The sequence below is a fragment of the Kiritimatiella glycovorans genome, from assembly GCF_001017655.1.
GTDB classification, from domain to species: domain Bacteria; phylum Verrucomicrobiota; class Kiritimatiellia; order Kiritimatiellales; family Kiritimatiellaceae; genus Kiritimatiella; species Kiritimatiella glycovorans.
The window spans coordinates 794700-812580 of the sequence record NZ_CP010904.1 but is presented as its reverse complement, the minus strand read 5'-3'; the positions used below and the strand labels follow the sequence as shown (position 1 = coordinate 812580).

15 protein-coding genes are annotated in these 17881 nt (G+C 57.9%); 12 read left to right on the top strand and 3 right to left on the bottom strand.

The features are described 5' to 3' along the window. Positions 1-91 precede the first annotated feature (91 nt). The 4 genes from L21SP4_RS03400 to L21SP4_RS03385 are packed head-to-tail and all read left to right on the top strand — an operon-like array spanning position 92 to position 4808. Positions 92-3727 (top strand): phage tail tape measure protein, encoded by a 3636-nt coding sequence (locus tag L21SP4_RS03400; protein WP_052881341.1) that lies wholly within the window; start codon positions 92-94, stop codon positions 3725-3727. An 8-nt stretch (positions 3728-3735) separates the two neighbouring features. Then, positions 3736-4047 carry a DUF7768 domain-containing protein gene (locus tag L21SP4_RS03395; RefSeq protein WP_052881340.1) on the top strand — a complete coding sequence of 104 codons (312 nt, stop codon included), beginning with the start codon at positions 3736-3738 and terminating at the stop codon, positions 4045-4047. Positions 4048-4050: 3 nt separating this feature from the next. Then, positions 4051-4521 carry a CIS tube protein gene (locus L21SP4_RS03390; RefSeq protein WP_011366981.1) on the top strand — a complete coding sequence of 157 codons (471 nt, stop codon included), beginning with the start codon at positions 4051-4053 and terminating at the stop codon, positions 4519-4521. Next, positions 4518-4808, top strand: coding sequence for a LysM peptidoglycan-binding domain-containing protein (locus tag L21SP4_RS03385; protein WP_052881339.1), 291 nt, complete (start codon positions 4518-4520; stop codon positions 4806-4808). Before L21SP4_RS03390 ends, L21SP4_RS03385 begins: the two co-directional genes overlap by 4 nt. Before the next feature lie 5 nt (positions 4809-4813). Here the strand turns inward: L21SP4_RS03385 and L21SP4_RS03380 are convergent, their stop codons facing one another. Both L21SP4_RS03380 and L21SP4_RS03375 read right to left on the bottom strand, forming a co-directional pair. Beyond that, positions 4814-6118, bottom strand: coding sequence for an integron integrase (locus L21SP4_RS03380; RefSeq protein WP_052881338.1), 1305 nt, complete (start codon positions 6116-6118; stop codon positions 4814-4816). Between the two features lie 35 nt (positions 6119-6153). Further along, positions 6154-7392, bottom strand: a complete 1239-nt coding sequence (locus L21SP4_RS03375) for an ISL3 family transposase (protein WP_052881331.1) — start codon at positions 7390-7392, stop codon at positions 6154-6156. Between the two features lie 293 nt (positions 7393-7685). On the opposite strand from L21SP4_RS03375, the gene L21SP4_RS03370 reads away from it, so the two are divergent. The 6 genes from L21SP4_RS03370 to L21SP4_RS03345 all read left to right on the top strand — a co-directional run bounded on the left by L21SP4_RS03370 (position 7686) and on the right by L21SP4_RS03345 (position 11508). After that, positions 7686-8246, top strand: a complete 561-nt coding sequence (locus L21SP4_RS03370) for a hypothetical protein (protein ID WP_144413737.1) — start codon at positions 7686-7688, stop codon at positions 8244-8246. An 18-nt stretch (positions 8247-8264) separates the two neighbouring features. Further along, positions 8265-8681 carry a hypothetical protein gene (locus tag L21SP4_RS03365; RefSeq protein ID WP_052881336.1) on the top strand — a complete coding sequence of 139 codons (417 nt, stop codon included), beginning with the start codon at positions 8265-8267 and terminating at the stop codon, positions 8679-8681. A gap of 75 nt (positions 8682-8756) precedes the next feature. Further along, on the top strand, positions 8757-9527 hold the full coding sequence (locus L21SP4_RS03360; RefSeq protein ID WP_052881335.1) for a class I SAM-dependent DNA methyltransferase: 771 nt from the start codon (positions 8757-8759) through the stop codon (positions 9525-9527). 72 nt (positions 9528-9599) lie between these two features. Next, complete coding sequence (locus tag L21SP4_RS03355; RefSeq protein ID WP_052881334.1) at positions 9600-9923, top strand: hypothetical protein; 324 nt, start codon at positions 9600-9602, stop codon at positions 9921-9923. A gap of 74 nt (positions 9924-9997) precedes the next feature. Next, positions 9998-10555: a hypothetical protein gene (locus L21SP4_RS03350; RefSeq protein ID WP_052881333.1), complete on the top strand. Its 558-nt coding sequence runs from the start codon at positions 9998-10000 to the stop codon at positions 10553-10555. Then, positions 10552-11508, top strand: coding sequence for a GIY-YIG nuclease family protein (locus tag L21SP4_RS03345; RefSeq protein ID WP_082116495.1), 957 nt, complete (start codon positions 10552-10554; stop codon positions 11506-11508). The genes L21SP4_RS03350 and L21SP4_RS03345 overlap by 4 nt, the downstream gene beginning before the upstream one ends. On the opposite strand, the gene L21SP4_RS03340 is transcribed toward L21SP4_RS03345, so the two are convergent. After that, positions 11489-12727, bottom strand: coding sequence for an ISL3 family transposase (locus L21SP4_RS03340; protein WP_052881331.1), 1239 nt, complete (start codon positions 12725-12727; stop codon positions 11489-11491). The genes L21SP4_RS03345 and L21SP4_RS03340 overlap by 20 nt on opposite strands. Positions 12728-12973: 246 nt before the next feature. On the opposite strand from L21SP4_RS03340, the gene L21SP4_RS03335 reads away from it, so the two are divergent. Further along, positions 12974-15181: a DNA methyltransferase gene (locus L21SP4_RS03335; RefSeq protein WP_052881330.1), complete on the top strand. Its 2208-nt coding sequence runs from the start codon at positions 12974-12976 to the stop codon at positions 15179-15181. Then, positions 15181-17865, top strand: a complete 2685-nt coding sequence (locus tag L21SP4_RS03330) for a DEAD/DEAH box helicase family protein (protein ID WP_052881329.1) — start codon at positions 15181-15183, stop codon at positions 17863-17865. Before L21SP4_RS03335 ends, L21SP4_RS03330 begins: the two co-directional genes overlap by 1 nt. Positions 17866-17881: the final 16 nt, after the last annotated feature.

The window sequence follows — 17881 nt, the reverse complement described above, 5'->3', positions numbered from 1 at the left end:
CCGCTCGCTGCCGCTCAGGGTCCGGCGTCAGTTCGTCGAGGCCCTTGAGCGGCAACTTGATTTTGAACATGAGCAAACGGAACGGCGATAGATGAACGGCGATCTCGGACTGGGCATAGTGGTATCGATGAAGGATGCGTTCTCGCAGAACGCGCAGCGCATCCGTGGTTCCATGATGGACCTCGATTCCACCGTGGCGGATGCCAGCGAGCGGATGACCCGCAACCTGGACCGCATCCAGCAAGGCACCATGATGCTGGGGGCGGGACTGGCCCTGATGGCCATGCCCGCCGCCCTGGTCGCCTCCACCACCGCGACCCAGAAGGCCCTGGGAGATCTGGCGTCCTTGGGCGTGCAGGATCTCCGTGCCATCGAGGACGCCGCCGAATCCTTCACCAACCAATGGTCCGGTGCCGACAAGGCCGCCTTCATCACCGCCACCTATGACGTAAAATCGGCCCTGTCCAACCTCAGCGATGAGGCGGTGGGCGTCTTCACCTCCATGGCCGCCATGACCGCCAAGGCGACCAAAGCCACCACCCAGGAGATGGTCGGCACCTTCACCACCGCCTACGGGATCTTCAAGCCCATCATGGCCGACATGAACGACATGGAATGGGCGACCGCCTTTTCCGGAGCCATGGCGCAGACCGTGGCCTCGTTCAAGACCAATGGCACCCAGATGGCCGACGCCATCAAGAACATCGGCGCGGTGGCGGCGGCGAGCAACATTCCCCTGAACGAGCAGCTCGCCGTGCTTGGCCAGCTTCAGACCACCATGCCCGGCTCCGAGGCGGGCACGCTGTACAAGGCGTTCATCATGAAGGCGGCCGAGGCCGGGGACGAGCTGGGGCTGTCCTTCACCGACACCAGCGGCCGTCTCAAGGGCGTGGTTCCCATCCTGCAGGAGATCAAGCGCCAGTTCCCCGACCTCTCCAACGCCGCCGCCCAGGTGAAGCTGAAGAAGGCCTTCGGCTCCGACGAGGCGGTCAAGTTCCTGTTGCAGATGTCGGCGGGCATGGAGAGCCTCGAAGGCAATATCCAGTCGGTGGGCCGGGCCATGAAGACCGGCACGGCGGTCACCGAACAGATGGCTGACGCCATGAACCAGGACATCGGAGCCCGGTTTCTGCTCCTGCGCCAGCAGATGGCCAACCTCAGCGAAATCCTGGGCCGCACTCTGCTGCCGGTGGTCACGCCGGTGATCAACGGGGTCTCCCGCTTCATTCTGTTCCTGCAGCGCATGGCCAAATCGATGCCGGGCGTGACCCGGGTGATCCTGGGGCTGTCCATGGCCTTCGGCACCATTCTGGTCGTGGCCGGAGCCGTCACCGCCGCCGTGGGCATGGTGGGACTCATGCTTCCCGCCATCAAGGCCGGGTTCGTGGCCATCAGCGCCGCGCTGGCCGGGGTGGGTTCGGCGGTCGCGACCTATTTTCTGCCCGTCACCGCGATCATCGCGGGCGTGATCCTTTCGGTGTATCTGCTCAAACGCGCCTGGGAAACCAACTTCGGCGGCATCCAGGATGTCATCACCGGGGCATGGAACAAGGTCACGCTGCTCTTCCAGGGGATCAGAGAGCTGGTGGGTTCGCTCAGCGGCGGCGGCGGGCAGATGTCGGCCGAACTGGCCCAAAAGCTCGAATCCGCCGGACTGCTGGGTTTCGTGGTCACCGTCTTCAAGGCTTATTACCGTGTTCGCGAGGCTCTGGCCGGATTGTGGGGCGCGTTCTCCCATGCCTTTGGCCGCATCCGCGCCATCCTCGAACCAACCGTCCGCACCCTGATGAGCGCCTATGCGGCACTGGCCAGCGCGGTCCTTTCAGTGGTGGAAATCTTCGGCGTGGCGGCCAGCGCCACCGACGGGTCGTCCTGGCGTACCTTCGGCACGGTTATCGGCACCGTCGCCGGTGTGCTTCTGCGGGGGCTGGCATTCGCGTTGAAGATCGTGGCCTGGAACCTGTCGCTCATCGTCCGAGCCCTGGCGGTGGTGGTGCGCAGCGTGGTCTGGGTCGGCAAGATCCTCGTCGGGTCCCTGATCGGAGCGACCAAGTTCATCTACAAGTTCCTGCTGCCCGTGCGCATGATCGGCGAGGCATTCGTGGCCGCCGGGAAGATCGTCTATGCGGTCTGGCAGGTGCTGACCGGCGACATCTCCCTGCTGGACGGTCTAAAGGCCATTGGCGGCGCGGTCTACGATTTTCTTGCCACCCCGTTCCGCTGGGCGCGGGATGTGGTGGTCGGGGTCTGGAATTTCATGTCCGGCATCTTCACCTCCATCGGACGCCTGGTGGCCGACGCCGCCGGACAGATCGGCCAGGCGATTCTGAATCTGCCGATCATCAGCACCCTGCGGGAGATGTTTGCCACCGTGCGTTCCTTCTTCGCCGGGGACACCACCTTCTTCGAGGCGGGCAAGAAGCTGCTCGTCACCTTGGGCGAAGGGATCTGGTCGGCGGTGACCTATCCCTTCACCATGCTCAAAAACGCTCTGGGCAAGCTGCGCAATCTACTGCCGTTCTCCGATGCCCGCGAGGGACCACTCGCCAGCCTGACCGCCTCCGGTTCCGCGTTGCTCAAGACCCTCGCCGACGGCATGAGCCTTACCCAGTCGCTGCCCGCGAAAGTGTTCGGCTTCGCCGCTCGCGGGATTCTCTCGGCCGCTGCGGGGGCCTGGCAGCAGATCAAATCGGCGGGTGGCAACCTCATGAACGCCGCCTCGGCTCCCTTCCAGATGGCTGGCAAACTCTGGGACGGGTTGACCTCCGGGGCTCAAACCGTCGCGGCCAAGGCCGGTGCCATCTTCGGCGGTCTCAAACAATCTTTGTTTGGCGACACGCCTGAGCTGGCAATCACGTCGCCCCAGGTCAATGCCTGGGATGCGCTGGCCACGGGAGCCGTCAATGTCCGCGACCGAATCGTTTCCACTCTATCTGCCGTCCCCGGGGCTGTGGGCCGAATCTTTACCAGCGCCGGTGCCGAGGGGCAGTCCCTCTGGCAGCGGCTTTCCAGCGGCGCGAGCGCGGGCATTCAGGCGATCAAGGATAGCAGCGTCGGGATCACCAACAGTTTGCTCTCCTCCGCTCGCGCCATGCTGGGAGTTCTGGCCCCGATTCCGCAGGTGGCCGAGCGGAAGCAACCACTCGGGACCGCGCCGCCCGCCGAATCGATTGGGCAACGCATCATTGAAAGCGTGCTGAGTCTCGTGCCGCGTCTGGACGATCGCCTGGTGCCCAAGGCCCTGAGCGCCATGCTGATGCTCCAGCCGGTCATGGCCACGGCCGCGCCGCCTCCGCAACCGATGAACGGCACCGTGCAGACCGTCGTGGCGGCCGTCGAGCCGGTAAGTAAGAGCTATATCCATCCGTTCGCGGTGGAACCGTCATTGGAAAAGGGAGACGCCTCTCTGGCTCCGGCCGGGATCGAGCGGCCCATAATGGCCGCTCCGACTTCGATAGCGAAGCCCCTGCAATCCGGACTCGCCGAGACGGTGCCTTCCGAACGGTTGATCGCTCCGGCTCGCACCGCTCCATCGACACCCATGCGCGGAGAGGAAGCCGGTCCGGGTCTGCGTGAGCTGCTGGAATCGCTGCTCTCTCGCCTCGATGGCCAGGCCGACCGCCCGGTGGAACTGAGCGTGACCACCCACATCGATGGCCGGAAGGTGGCCGAGGCCGTCTACAAGGATCTTCGGGAACGAAAGATCAGAAACTACGAAACCCTTTGAGAGGACCGATGAAACGCATCTTTGTCTGCAGCCCGTTCGCGGGCGACATAGCCCGAAACGTCAGGGTCGCCGAAGCGCTTTGCCGTCGGGTCATGAGAAGCGGTCACGCGCCGTTCGCGCCGCATCTGCTGTATCCGACCTTCACCGACGACAGCGTTCCCGAGCAGCGGGAGACGGGCATCGCCTGCGGCCTGGCCTACATGGAATGTTGCGACGAGGTATGGGCGTTCACCGGCAACGGCATTTCCAGCGGTATGCGGCGGGAACTCGACCGGGCCGATCAACTGGGCAAGCCGATCCTCGAGATCGCCGAGGTGTAAGCAATGGCCTGGGATCAACAGCCCATCAAGGGATATCTGGTGGACGCCGACACGGGGGAGCGGCTCGAATTCCAGTACAACCCCAACTCCATCAGCGACGAGAAGTCGACCGACTACGCGACGATCAAGATCCCCGGCATGAGCCACCCGCGCTACCAGTACGTCGCCGGAGAACCGCGCCGGATCGCCTTCAAGGTCGAGCTGTTCAAGGGGCCGGTCAAACAGAAGGTCGACTGGCTCCGCTCGCTGCAATATCCGGAACACGCCGGAACCATGCTCAAGAACGCACCGCACCGTGTGCTGCTGATTTTCGGCGATCTCTACCCCGGCGTGACCTGCATCGTCCGGCAGGTGAAGGCGCGGTTCTTCGGCCTGTTCGACCGGGACAACCTGCTGCCGCAACGGGCCGAGGTGGACATCGTCCTCGAAGAATATGTGGACCGTTCCATCAACTGGTCGGAGGTACGCTCATGATCGGCCGCGATTCCCGCTACGCCCGCAGCATTCTCTACCGGGACAGCGACGGTACCTCCCTCGGCATGCGCCAGCGCATCGACACTACTCCGAGATATGACGACCGCCTGCACACCGTAGTCGAGGGCGACCGTCTGGATCTGCTCGCGCACCGCTATCTGGGTGACGCCAGGCTCTGGTGGATCATCTGCGACTACAACGACCTCTTTTTTCCATTGGCGCTCGATCCGGGCCTGGCGCTACGCATTCCCTCCCGCGAACACGTCCAGATGCGCCTGCTCGACTGAAGCGTTCAAAAATCCAACGGACTGCGAGGCTCTTTCTTTGTCGAACTTTTGACCGTATGCGTGTAGATCATTGTTGTCTGCACATCACTATGCCCCAGTAATTCCTGTATCGTCCGGATATCGTAATTTGCCTGAAGAAGATGACTGGCGAAGCTGTGGCGGAAAGTGTGCGCCGTCACGCGCTTTGTCAGCGTTGTGGAATCGGATGCCGCTTTGATGGCTTTGTTCACATGCGACACATGCAAATGATAGCGTCTGAACTCATTTGCGCCTGAAACTTTTGTCAGCAATATGGCCGGGAAAAACCACTGCCAGATAAATTCTGTCGGAGCTTTTGGATATTTGCGTTCCAGTGCGTGTGGCAGAAACGTCCCGGCGAAGCTTTCCGTAGACAAATCCTGATCAAGAATGGAGCGAACCACCTCCAGTTGAGAACGAATAGCCGGAACCAAGGTTTCGGGCAAAGGCACCGTTCTGTCCTTTCCGCCTTTGCCGTCATGAATTGTCAGCACACCTATCTCAAGGTTGAATGCGTTCACTCGAAGATCCAGACACTCCGATATCCGGAGGCCACAGCCATAAAGCAGTTTTACAACAAGGTCAAAAGGAGGCTCAAGTTTACTTAGAACTGTGTCGATCTCCTCCCGGGACAGCACTACCGGCACGTATTTACGCCGCTTGGCGCGTACAACGCCATCAACTTTGCCGAATTCTTTGCCCAGAACGTGTCGATAAAAAAACAACAGCGCATTGAATGCCTGATTCTGTGTTGAGGCCGCAACATCCCTTTCCACCGCCAGCCATGTCAAATACCGTTTGACATCGTCGGTATCAAGCAATGCGGGAGACTTGCTCCGGACAAAAGCCTGGAACTTTCTGGCCCAGCCATAATAACTCGACAGCGTTTTGGCAGAATAATGACGAACCCGGATTTCTTCTCTGAGCTTTGTCAGTTCACCCACCCAGGACGCACCTTCAGATTTCATGGTGGCCGGAGGCAGTTTTGAGATTCTTTCAGGTTCGCAGGCAGGTGTCGGCAGGGCATCTTTCGTTTCCCCGGCCATTCGGTAATACAAACGAACGGCACGTGACGCTTCCTCGATCTGGAAAGGGCGCTGACCTTTGTCTTGCAGCTTTTCGGCGAATAGACCAAGGCTCAGTTCGTCAAGGTATCCATTCCCGTATTTGTGGCAGAAATCCAGATAATAGCGTAGCCATTTCCGGTGCTCGCCATGACGGTTGGCATCAACCGCCTCCCGTTCCAGCCAATCGTCATATTTATCCAAAAGCGCCTTCGGCAACGTGATCATATGGGATATCCTCTTTCACATTTATGGTTCTTTCGCTAAAATTGTGGGTCACTGAGTTGCTCGAAGCTGGGTAGGGCTCCAGTTGCATTGAGTATTTTGAGGAAGAAGTAGTGCTCATCGTGGAAGCCATAGCTCCTGCGTTTGAGTACTTTGATTTTGTTGTTGATGCCCTCGGCCACGCCGTTGGTGATGCGATATTCGAAGTAGGAGAAGATGCCGTGCGACCACCGGACCAGGCGCTTGGCGAGCTTGATGAATGGCTCCAGCCGGCTCTGCTTACACCGCTTGATCCACCCCTTCAGGAAGGCTTCGGCCTCTTCGCGTGTCGAGCACGCGTAGAACGCCTCGAAGTCCTCCTTGAGCAGGTACGCTTTCTGTAATTGTCGGTTGATTGCCATGATCTGTTCGAGAGTCTGTTTGTGTTTGCGCTTCAGGTTGCGTGAGGCCCTGAGCCAGAGCCAGCGCGTGCCCTTGATCAGCTTGCCCTCTTCGTCAGAGCATATGGACTGCTCGTGGCGACGTACGGCCTCAATGGCATCACTGAGGTACTTGTAGACATGGAACTTATCGAAGACAACGACGGCGTTCTTGCAGTGCCGTCGGACGCTGTTCAGGAAGGGCTGCCAGAGGTCCATGCACACGGCCTCGACAGCCTTGCAGCGCTTGCGACCGAAGCAGCGGAAGAACCCGCCCACAGCGCGCTCCTTGCGTGTCTTTACCAAGCCGATCACCTCCTTGCGCTCCAAGTCATAGAAAACCGTGGCGTAGCGGTGCCCCTTGCGCAGCGAGATCTCATCGATCCCCAGATATCGCACCGTGCGCTCCTCTCGCTTGGCATCACGCCGTTGCAGCCACTTCTTGTCCATTCGGTAAACGGCATCTTTACTCAGGCCCTCCAGGGCGGCCACATCGCTGACTGGCAGCAGATCGCACAAGCCTGCCACGTACTTCTCATAACGGACGGTCTGGCGAGCATACCGTTCAACCCAGTCCAAGCCCTCGATGACCACGCCGCAACGAGGGCAATCCACACGGACGAACTCGACTTCCAAGTAGCACTGTCGGCCCCAGATCGGGAAGTCCCGGATCCGTCGCGGTGGCTGCGTGTCGTATGTGAACAACAGCCCCTCCCCGCACTGACCACAGCTGTAACCAACACTGCGTCGATCGATTCGAACCGTCACACTGCCATCTTCCTCGATACGAATTCCACCGGCGACTACGCCCCATCCTTGAATCCCGAGCAAATCTGTGAACAATGACTTCTGAGACATCGCTTCCTCCTGCTGTATATGATTGCGTTCACAACCATTTGCGCAGATCTGGGGCGATGTCTCACGCTTTCATCCACAAAATTCGAGAAAGAACCACATTTATTATGAAAACAATATGATATCCATAAAGAAAAATTTCAAGTTTTTTCTTGAAATTGCTAATTGTTATGTGTATATCCACGGGTGGAGTTGTCTGATCGGGCACTCATGATCGGCAACACCTAGGGCGAGATATAAAGAAACGAATTAATAATTTGTTCGCTTGCCAGATGACATGATCACACCGGAGGAAGATGATGGGGCTATTCGGAGGAAGCCAATCAAAGAGGGAACTCCAGGCTCGTGCCAACGAGCTAACTGAAGCGGTCGCTACGGCAATGCCTAGGTGGTTCGACAGGCTCGGCAAAGACTTCCCCGACATAGCCGAGCCGCACAAGGCAACGTGGGCCTACTTCACGGGTGTTGCCGCGACTTTCTTCGGCGTTCTCGTTCTTGAGAGCAAGCGATATACGCAACGCGAGACAGAGTCGGCGTTTCACGCCGTGTGGGGTACCTTGCCACGGCTTCTTCCCAAATCGATACCAGCAGGGGCAGAAACCGGTCAGTTCCTTGACAGGACATCAGCCGAGAATGCACTCATGGAAGCGTATCGTGACTGTCAGCAGTACTTCGCTGCGGAGTGTCCACGGCTTCAAGCTGAAGGCGTAGAGCACGACCTTATCGCACCTACAGTTCTCGGCTCTTGGGTGACAAGCAAGGTGCAGGATTCGGAAGACCAGTACGTTCCGTGCAGAGAGCTACCCAAGACGATAGGGCTGCTCATCTGCACCCAGTTCAGGCAATGGTGGGATTGATATAGGGAGGCAGCACACTTGGAGACGGCACTACTGTCCATTCTGGCGACGTTACTCGGCGTGCTCTTGGGGTACCGGTTGCATTCCGCCTTCCAAGAGAAGCTAACACGCCGTCTAATCCTCCGTGAGATCGCATTTGAATATCGACGCCTTGCCAGCACCCGTGAATCTGGCGGGGTCAGCGGCCTGATCCGTGCGGGGATTCTTCAGTGCGTGACGGAGCGAGAGACAAGGCAAGTTCTCTCTCTGGTTGACGACCTCGCACCAGTGATTGAAGCAGGTTCAGAGTGGCGCCCCAAGAGCGGGCGCATCCTTGAGTTTCTTCGCACGTTGCGAAAGGAGGGCATTGATCCAACGGACATTCAAGCCGTGAACGAGATCCGAAGAAGAATCGATGGAGAGGAGCGAACAACACCTTCGACACGTACGCAGTAAGGCCGCGCGGACGCGGCCTCACTGCGCCGGTCAAGGTGGGCGTTGGGCTCAGAAACAGCAACAAGAAAGGACATCATGCCATCGACGAAGCGACATAAGATACAGTTTCCGCGCAATTCTCAAGACCTGGATCAGGACGAAGCCCATTTCGACGTGTTTCAGAATGGCACGAGTCGCACTATCCGGTTCCATGACTACGATGAGATATACAAGGTTCCAGGTCTCTACGAGCAACTCTTCTACGACAGACTCAAGTGCTGCTCGCACAAGAAGGTTTGCGAGATACTGCGTACAACGGTCGAGCAGTCCCATTTCAATCTCACGGGGTTGAGGGTGCTGGACCTTGGTGCCGGCAACGGCATGGTGGGCGAAATACTCAAGGGCATCGGCATCTCTCGGATTATTGGTGCGGATATCATCCCCGAAGCAAAAGACGCAACCGAACGGGACCGTCCGGGAGTGTACGACGAGTACTACGTGACGGACTTCACGGCCCTTCCGCAAGAAGAGAAAGAGGATCTGAAGTCATGGTCGCTCGATTGCCTTACCTGTGTCGCCGCTCTCGGTTTCGGCGACATCCCAAAGGATGCCTTCATCCAGGCGTTCAATCTTCTCGGTGCGGAGGGATGGGTGGCCTTCAACATCAAGGAGACCTTTCTGGACAACAGCGATACGAGCGGGTTCTCGAAAGCCATACGAGAGCTGATTTTCTCGGAGTACCTCGATCTGTATCACCTGGAGCGATACAGACACCGCCTCTCTATCGAAGGAGAGCCTTTGTACTATTTCGCCGTGGCAGGAAGGAAGAACGCGGACATACCTCCCGGTATCATAGGGACAGAATAGGAGCAGCCCAACAAGCCGGATGCAGGCGACGGCTTGTAGCCGCGCCTGATCCGCGACGTTCGAGGAGAGACTATGAAGAAGATATGTCTAGCGATTGTCGCGGCACTACTGCTTACAAATCCCTCTTCCGGAGAGGACGCAGTCAAACCGTACGAACCCGAGATTTCGCTCTTCCAATCCGTGGACATCATCAAGGAATACCTGAAATCCGAGGCCAAGCAGGACTACTGTGACAAGTACCTTACATCGGTGAGACACCACTACTCGGAAGGCCACCCGCGGAAGGGGCCCTGCTGGCTGTATTCCTTCGCATTTAAGAAGCCAAGACTCGGAGGCAACATCAGCATCTACCATTTCATGGACGGAGAAATCATCGAGTTTCATCACGGACCATAAGGGCCCTCGAACAAACGGCCGGAGGCTACCGGCGAAACGCCGTCGCCTCAGCCGTGACGTTGGCTGAGAAACGAATGACAGCGACAGACAGAATCACATCACGCGACAGCGAAAACTGGCCGCCTGTGGATCAGCTATTTCGGCTCGCCCAAGCCTACTTGGATTGCAGTCATCATGCGTTCAGCGCGATTGTGAGATCCCGCCTCCCTCGCTCTTTCGAGCATGTTCGAGCCGCTGCACATCTCTTCGAGCAAGCTCTTGAGATCTTCTTCAAGGGCGCGATCATGTCCGCAACAGGCGAACCCGTGGCTGGCCACAATCTTCACACTCTCCACAACGATTTTCGGTCACACTACGGCGACCGCTTCACCTTTGTCAGCGACATAGACGCCTTCAGCAAATGGAATCCACCTTGGGCGCACGCCGAGTACACTCGGTACCCCTTTGATAAGAACGGACAGAAATGGCCTCAACCCCTGTTCATCAGCCTTGAGTACGCTCTAAGCCAAACAGCTTCGCTGAAGCACGACTTCAATATGATCGTGCCTGAGATCTGCAGTGTCACTCACGACCAGACAGCCAGCGAAGGATTAGACGATATCGCCGCTGGCGCGGAGGGTCTTGAACCATGACCTCCGTGGAAGGAAGAGGGCCGCAATCTCAGAGGATGCACATCGCGAAGTGGGGCTTCGGTATGGCACCCATCTCGACCCGAATGCGTCGGCGGTATGACGATGCAGTCCAGCATCTTTGCGATATACTCGCGGGCAATCTCAGTATCGGAGAGGTCGTCCCTGAGCTCCTCAGCGAAGCCAAGGGCATGGCCAACCGCTGCGTGCGGGAGGACCAGTGGGACTGGTTTACTGTATTCAGTGAGCTAGGCTCCCCTCCGCGCAAAGCCCTGAGACAGATGGCCAGTCACCTTGTCTCGCTCCGTCGAGCAGCTATCGCCGGTGACGAGGACGCCTATGCAGAATGTCTGCAAGCGTTGATTTCAACCAACGTGTTGCAGTACCTCCACGTCTACCAGAACGGCCTGGCATCGCAGACCTACTCTGAAGGGGCGGGATGGATCTACATCCTGTCGACTCGTGAGCAACCCGAGGTACTGAAGATCGGCAGGACGGACAGGTCCGTGGCCGATCGGGTTCGTGAGATCAACTCCGCAACGGGCGTTCTTGTACCTTGGGCTGCACGGCGCACCTATCGGGTCCTTGACGCCCAGAAGGCGGAGGCCGAGATTCACCGCCGCTTGGTTGATTACCGGTTACGGATGGATCGCGAGTTCTTCGCCCTGTCGCTCAGGAAAGCAGTCGAGGCTATCGATGCCTATCTTGAGGAGTCACAGCAAAGGGACAGGTGGACGGGTCGCGTCATCTGGTTCGATCGGAGTCGGGGTTTCGGGTTTGTCTCGTGTGACAAGCAACCAGACGTCTTCCTCCACCGTTCGCAGCTTTCCAGCAGCGATCAAGAACTGGCGACCCCAGGGGCCGAAGTTACCTTCCTTCTCGGCAGACGCCCCCAAGGCCCGTGCGCGATTGATGCCAAGATTTCGGGTTCTTTCGCTAAAATTGTGGGTCACTGAGTTGCTCGAAGCTGGGTAGGGCTCCAGTTGCATTGAGTATTTTGAGGAAGAAGTAGTGCTCATCGTGGAAGCCATAGCTCCTGCGTTTGAGTACTTTGATTTTGTTGTTGATGCCCTCGGCCACGCCGTTGGTGATGCGATATTCGAAGTAGGAGAAGATGCCGTGCGACCACCGGACCAGGCGCTTGGCGAGCTTGATGAATGGCTCCAGCCGGCTCTGCTTACACCGCTTGATCCACCCCTTCAGGAAGGCTTCGGCCTCTTCGCGTGTCGAGCACGCGTAGAACGCCTCGAAGTCCTCCTTGAGCAGGTACGCTTTCTGTAATTGTCGGTTGATTGCCATGATCTGTTCGAGAGTCTGTTTGTGTTTGCGCTTCAGGTTGCGTGAGGCCCTGAGCCAGAGCCAGCGCGTGCCCTTGATCAGCTTGCCCTCTTCGTCAGAGCATATGGACTGCTCGTGGCGACGTACGGCCTCAATGGCATCACTGAGGTACTTGTAGACATGGAACTTATCGAAGACAACGACGGCGTTCTTGCAGTGCCGTCGGACGCTGTTCAGGAAGGGCTGCCAGAGGTCCATGCACACGGCCTCGACAGCCTTGCAGCGCTTGCGACCGAAGCAGCGGAAGAACCCGCCCACAGCGCGCTCCTTGCGTGTCTTTACCAAGCCGATCACCTCCTTGCGCTCCAAGTCATAGAAAACCGTGGCGTAGCGGTGCCCCTTGCGCAGCGAGATCTCATCGATCCCCAGATATCGCACCGTGCGCTCCTCTCGCTTGGCATCACGCCGTTGCAGCCACTTCTTGTCCATTCGGTAAACGGCATCTTTACTCAGGCCCTCCAGGGCGGCCACATCGCTGACTGGCAGCAGATCGCACAAGCCTGCCACGTACTTCTCATAACGGACGGTCTGGCGAGCATACCGTTCAACCCAGTCCAAGCCCTCGATGACCACGCCGCAACGAGGGCAATCCACACGGACGAACTCGACTTCCAAGTAGCACTGTCGGCCCCAGATCGGGAAGTCCCGGATCCGTCGCGGTGGCTGCGTGTCGTATGTGAACAACAGCCCCTCCCCGCACTGACCACAGCTGTAACCAACACTGCGTCGATCGATTCGAACCGTCACACTGCCATCTTCCTCGATACGAATTCCACCGGCGACTACGCCCCATCCTTGAATCCCGAGCAAATCTGTGAACAATGACTTCTGAGACATCGCTTCCTCCTGCTGTATATGATTGCGTTCACAACCATTTACGCAGATCTGGGGCGATGTCTCACGCTTTCATCCACAAAATTCGAGAAAGAACCAGATTTCGAAGGCAATAGAGACCAGCCAACAAGACGAGTCCACCGTACCATCGAAAGCCGCGCCGAGCGCGTCTTCCGATGTCCGGTGACTCGCGACGTTATGTTTCTAGCCACTGTTTACGCGGCATCAGAACATCCCTAAGGACAGCAAATGCTGAAACTGACTGATCAGGAAAAACAGGAGATCGTCCGCTTCATTGAGGCGGGCAAGGAGTTGCCGGAGAAGTATCGCTTTCTGCTGTTCGAGGATAAGCGGGAGGTGGAGCTGGTCTGGAACGGGAAGACGAACGAGGTCTGCAATCTGGTGCTGCCGTTCCAGACCATCGAGCAGGTGGATGAGCCTCGGGCGGAATCGACATCGGATACAGCCGAATACACCCAAACCAGTTTGTTTGATGTTGATACGCGGGGGCGGCAGCTCAAGGGCTGGACGAACAAGCTGATCTGGGGCGACAACAAGCTGATCCTGTCGTCTTTGAAAAACGGGCCGCTGCGCGAGGAGATCGAGGCGCAGGGCGGGCTGAAGCTGATCTACATCGACCCGCCCTTCGACGTGGGCGCGGATTTCTCCATGGATATCGAGATCGGCGGCGACACCTTCACGAAAAAGCCCAACATCCTCGAAGAAATCGCCTACCGCGACACCTGGGGCAAAGGGGCGGATTCCTTCATCGCCATGATTTACGAACGCCTCATCCTCATGCGGGACCTGCTCGCCGAGGATGGGAGTATTTATGTGCATTGTGATTGGCGGGTGAATAGCTTTATTAGATTGGTGATGGATGACATTTTCGGCAGCGGTAACCAGAGAAACCAAATCCGCTGGTGTTATCGCGGGGGTGGTGTTCCAAAGAATGATTTTGCACCAAAGCACGATACGATATTCCGCTATTCAAAAGGTGACGCTTACACCTTTAATTTGGACGATGTTCGGATTCCATACTCCGAGGATGTTTTAAACTCTGACCCCAGTAGGTATGACAAGTCGTATCGAGATAATGCCGTCTATGAAGGCTATGTGCCGAATGAAAAGGGGAAACACCCTGAGGATTGGTGGACAATTCAGCCGATCATGCCTTCAGATAAAACTGAGCGAGTTGGATACCCGACACAGAAGCCAGTTGAGCTGATTCAGCGAATTATAGACGCAAGCACCAATCCCGACGACTTGATCGCGGATTTCTTTTGTGGATCAGGAACGACAATAGCTGTCGCCCAAGGGTTGAGGGTAAAGAGAGTCAAACAAGCAAATGGGAAGGAAAAACTTCACTATTATTTTGCGCCTCAGAGAAGGTGGATAGGAAGTGATCTGAGCAAGTTCGCCATCCACACCACCCGCAAGCGGATGATCGGGGTGCAGCGGCAGCGCAAGGCGGAGGGGCAGGACTACCGCGCCTTTGAAATCCTCAACCTCGGCAAATACGAGCGGCAGCATTTCGTGGGGGTCAACCCGAACCTGCGCGAGGAAGAGCAGGCGCAGCAGTTGGCGCAGAAAGAGGCGGCGTTTCTCGAATTGATCCTGCGGGCCTACCGGGCGGAGCCGGTGGCGCAGTTCGAGAGTTTCCATGGCAAGCGGGCCGGGCGGTTGGTGGCGATCGGGCCGGTGAACCTGCCGGTGACGCGGCTGTTCGTGGAGGAGATCATTCTGGAGTGCCGCAAGAAGCACATCACCAAGGTGGACATCCTCGGCTTCGAGTTCGAGATGGGGCTGTTCCCCAATGTGCTGGATGAGGCGCGGGCCAAGGGCATCGATATCGCCCCGAAATACATTCCGGCTGAGGTTTTCGACAAGCGGGCGGTGGAAAAGAACCAGGTGGTCTTCCACGACGTGAGCTTCATCGAGGTCAAGCCCCATGTGAAGGCCGGCAAGAAAGGCCAGCCCGCGACGGTGGCAGTGGAGCTGACGGATTTTTCGGTCTTCTACTCGCAGGACAGCATCGCCCAGGCGGAGGAGGCGCTGGGCAAGACCAAGCGAGCGGGCAGCAAGATCGTGGTGGAGAAAGGCCAGATCGTGAAGCTGAGCAAGGACAAGAAGGGCGTGATGCAGCGGGAGACCCTGACCGACCATTGGACCGACTGGATCGATTACTGGAGCGTGGATTTCGATTTCGAGAGCAAGCGGGAGATCATTCGCATCCAGGACCTGGAAAGCGGTGAGACCCGCGAGGAGTGGACCGGCGACTACATTTTCGAGAACGAGTGGCAGAGCTTCCGCACCAAGAAGGATCGCTCGCTGGAGTTGACCAGCGTGGCGCATGAGGTCACGCCGGGGCGGCGCAAGATCGCGGTGAAAGTGGTGGACATCTTCGGCAACGACACGATGACGATTGTGGAAATTAACGTGGGAGGGGGCAAGTAATGGCGCTGCATCCTGATTTTCCCGACTCCCCGCACGCGATCCTCGATCCCGAGGTGCGCTGGTTCCCGGCAGACGAGGCCTTGCGCGACACGACGATGGACAAGCTGATGCCGCCGCTGGTGGCGCAACTGCGCCGCAATGTGAAGGCGTTCCGTGACGGCGGCTACGTGGGCGCGAGCGACACGAGCAAGAGTCTGCTCACCTGGTGGTTCAAGGAGCCGCACCTGCTGCCGGGGAAGGACGCGATCATCGGTAGCTTCGAGTATTACTTCGCCCAGCGGGAGGCGATGGAGACGATCATCTACCTGCATGATGTGGTGGGCGCGAAGGACAAGTATGACCTGATGCGCTTTGACAGCAGCGGCGCAGTATCGGCGGGGATGTTTGACGAGACGTGGCGGCGCTTTGTCATCAAGATGGCGACGGGCTCGGGCAAGACCAAGGTGATGAGCCTTGCCCTGGCGTGGAGCTTTTACCACAGGCTCTATGAGCCGGATTCGGAGCTGGCGCGCAATTTTCTGGTGATCGCCCCGAACATCATCGTGCTGGACCGGATTTATCACGACTTTCAGGGGCTGCGGATTTTCTTCGAGGATCCGGTGCTGCCGGACAATGGCTACGACGGGCACAACTGGCGCGACGATTTCCAACTCACCCTGCACAAGCAGGACGAGGTGAACGTGACGCGGGCGACGGGGAACATTTTCCTGACCAATATTCACCGGGTTTATTCGGGCGAGGAGATCATGCCCTCGCCCGAGGATGAGAACACGATGGACTACTTCCTCGGCAAGCGACCGACGGGCGCAACGACGGACTCGAAAGTGGATCTGGGGATGATCGTGCGCGACATTGACGAGCTGATGGTGCTCAACGACGAGGCGCACCACATTCACGACTCGAAGCTGGCGTGGTTTCAGTCGATTGAGGACATCCACAACCGGCTGTTGCAGAAGGGTGGCGCGTTGAGCCTGCAAGTGGATGTGACGGCGACGCCCAAGCACAACAACGGGGCTATTTTTGTCCAGACGGTGTCGGATTATCCGCTGGTGGAGGCGATTTCGCAGAATGTAGTCAAGCACCCGGTGCTGCCGGATGCGCCGAGCCGGGCAAAGCTCTCGGAGAAGCAGAGCGCGAAGTTCACCGAGAAGTATGCGGATTATCTGGACCTGGGGGTGATCGAGTGGCGCAAGGCCTACGACGAGCACCAGAAGATGGGCAAGAAGGCGATTCTGTTCGTGATGACGGACGACACGCGTAACTGCGATGAAGTGGCGGAGTATCTGGAGAATCGTTATCCCGATCTGGCTGGCGGGGTGCTGACCATTCACACCAAGAACAACGGGGAAATCTCTGAGGCTGCTTCCGGGAAGAAGAAGGAAGAGTTGGAGCTGCTGCGCAAGCAGTCCAATGAGATCGATTCCAATGGGAGCCCCTACAAGGTAATCGTCTCGGTGCTGATGCTCAAGGAAGGCTGGGATGTGCGCAACGTGACGACGATTGTCGGGCTGCGGGCCTACTCGGCCAAGAGCAACATCCTGCCCGAGCAGACGCTGGGGCGCGGGCTGCGCAAGATGTATCCGGGCAACACGGAGGAATATGTCAGCGTGGTGGGCACGGATGCCTTCATGGATTTTGTGGAGTCGATTCAGGCCGAGGGTGTCGAACTGGAGCGCAAGGCGATGGGCGAAGGCACCAAGCCGAAGACTCCCCTTATCGTAGAGGTGGACAACGAGAACACCCACAAGGACATTGACGCACTGGACATCGAAATCCCGGTGCTGACGCCACGGGTTTACCGGGAATACAAGAACCTGGCGGACTTGGACGCGGGGCGTTTCACCTTTCAGACGGTGGCGTATCAGGAGTTCAGCGAGGAAGAGCAGCGCGAAATTGTTTTCAAAGACATCACCACGGGAGAGGTCACGCACACCACGGTGCTGGATAGTGCGGGGATCGCGGACTACCGAAGCGTGATCGGGTATTTCGCCCAAACAGTCATGAAGGAACTGCGGCTGGTGAGCGGTTACGATGTGCTCTATGGCAAGGTGAAGGGATTTGTCGGTGACGGCCTGTTCGGTAAGGCGGTCGATCTGGAGTCACCGAACACGCTGCGGAATCTCTCCGAGTTGGCCGCCACCAAGACGGTCATCGAGACCTTCAAGCAGGCGATCAACGAGCTGACGGTGCGGTACAAGGGTGATGCGGAGATTCGCGATACGATCAAGCTGCGCAAGACGCGGCCCTTCGTGGTGAAGGATCAGGGCTACATGATTCCCAAGAAGTCTGTCTTCAACCGGGTGATTGGCGACAGCCACTTTGAGCTGGAGTTTGCCAACTTTTTGGAGAACTGCCCCGATGTGGTTTCCTATGCCAAGAACTATCTGGCGGTTCACTTCAAGCTGGATTACGTGAATGCGGATGGCGACATCTCGAACTACTATCCTGACTTCATCGTCCGGGTTTCGGATGGCCGGGTGGTGATCGTCGAGACCAAAGGGCAGGAGGATCTGGACGTGCCGCCCAAAATGGAACGGCTGAGGCAGTGGTGCGACGATGTGAATCGAGCGCAGCAGGAAGTCGTGTATGACTTCATCTTTGTAGATGATGAAGGGTTCGAGAAGTATGCGCCGAAATCGTTCAGTGATGTTCTGACAGGCTTTACAAAATACAAAGAAACATAACAAGGCGCTGCACCGG

What these genes read in the sequence shown, in the direction of transcription:
- L21SP4_RS03400 (WP_052881341.1), top strand. Translation starts at nt 92, where the DNA reads ATGAACGGCGATCTCGGACTGGGCATAGTGGTATCGATGAAGGATGCG.
- L21SP4_RS03395 (WP_052881340.1), top strand. Translation starts at nt 3,736, where the DNA reads ATGAAACGCATCTTTGTCTGCAGCCCGTTCGCGGGCGACATAGCCCGA.
- L21SP4_RS03390 (WP_011366981.1), top strand. Translation starts at nt 4,051, where the DNA reads ATGGCCTGGGATCAACAGCCCATCAAGGGATATCTGGTGGACGCCGAC.
- L21SP4_RS03385 (WP_052881339.1), top strand. Translation starts at nt 4,518, where the DNA reads ATGATCGGCCGCGATTCCCGCTACGCCCGCAGCATTCTCTACCGGGAC.
- L21SP4_RS03380 (WP_052881338.1), bottom strand. Translation starts at nt 6,118, where the DNA reads ATGATCACGTTGCCGAAGGCGCTTTTGGATAAATATGACGATTGGCTG.
- L21SP4_RS03375 (WP_052881331.1), bottom strand. Translation starts at nt 7,392, where the DNA reads ATGTCTCAGAAGTCATTGTTCACAGATTTGCTCGGGATTCAAGGATGG.
- L21SP4_RS03370 (WP_144413737.1), top strand. Translation starts at nt 7,686, where the DNA reads ATGATGGGGCTATTCGGAGGAAGCCAATCAAAGAGGGAACTCCAGGCT.
- L21SP4_RS03360 (WP_052881335.1), top strand. Translation starts at nt 8,757, where the DNA reads ATGCCATCGACGAAGCGACATAAGATACAGTTTCCGCGCAATTCTCAA.
- L21SP4_RS03355 (WP_052881334.1), top strand. Translation starts at nt 9,600, where the DNA reads ATGAAGAAGATATGTCTAGCGATTGTCGCGGCACTACTGCTTACAAAT.
- L21SP4_RS03350 (WP_052881333.1), top strand. Translation starts at nt 9,998, where the DNA reads ATGACAGCGACAGACAGAATCACATCACGCGACAGCGAAAACTGGCCG.
- L21SP4_RS03345 (WP_082116495.1), top strand. Translation starts at nt 10,552, where the DNA reads ATGACCTCCGTGGAAGGAAGAGGGCCGCAATCTCAGAGGATGCACATC.
- L21SP4_RS03340 (WP_052881331.1), bottom strand. Translation starts at nt 12,727, where the DNA reads ATGTCTCAGAAGTCATTGTTCACAGATTTGCTCGGGATTCAAGGATGG.
- L21SP4_RS03335 (WP_052881330.1), top strand. Translation starts at nt 12,974, where the DNA reads ATGCTGAAACTGACTGATCAGGAAAAACAGGAGATCGTCCGCTTCATT.
- L21SP4_RS03330 (WP_052881329.1), top strand. Translation starts at nt 15,181, where the DNA reads ATGGCGCTGCATCCTGATTTTCCCGACTCCCCGCACGCGATCCTCGAT.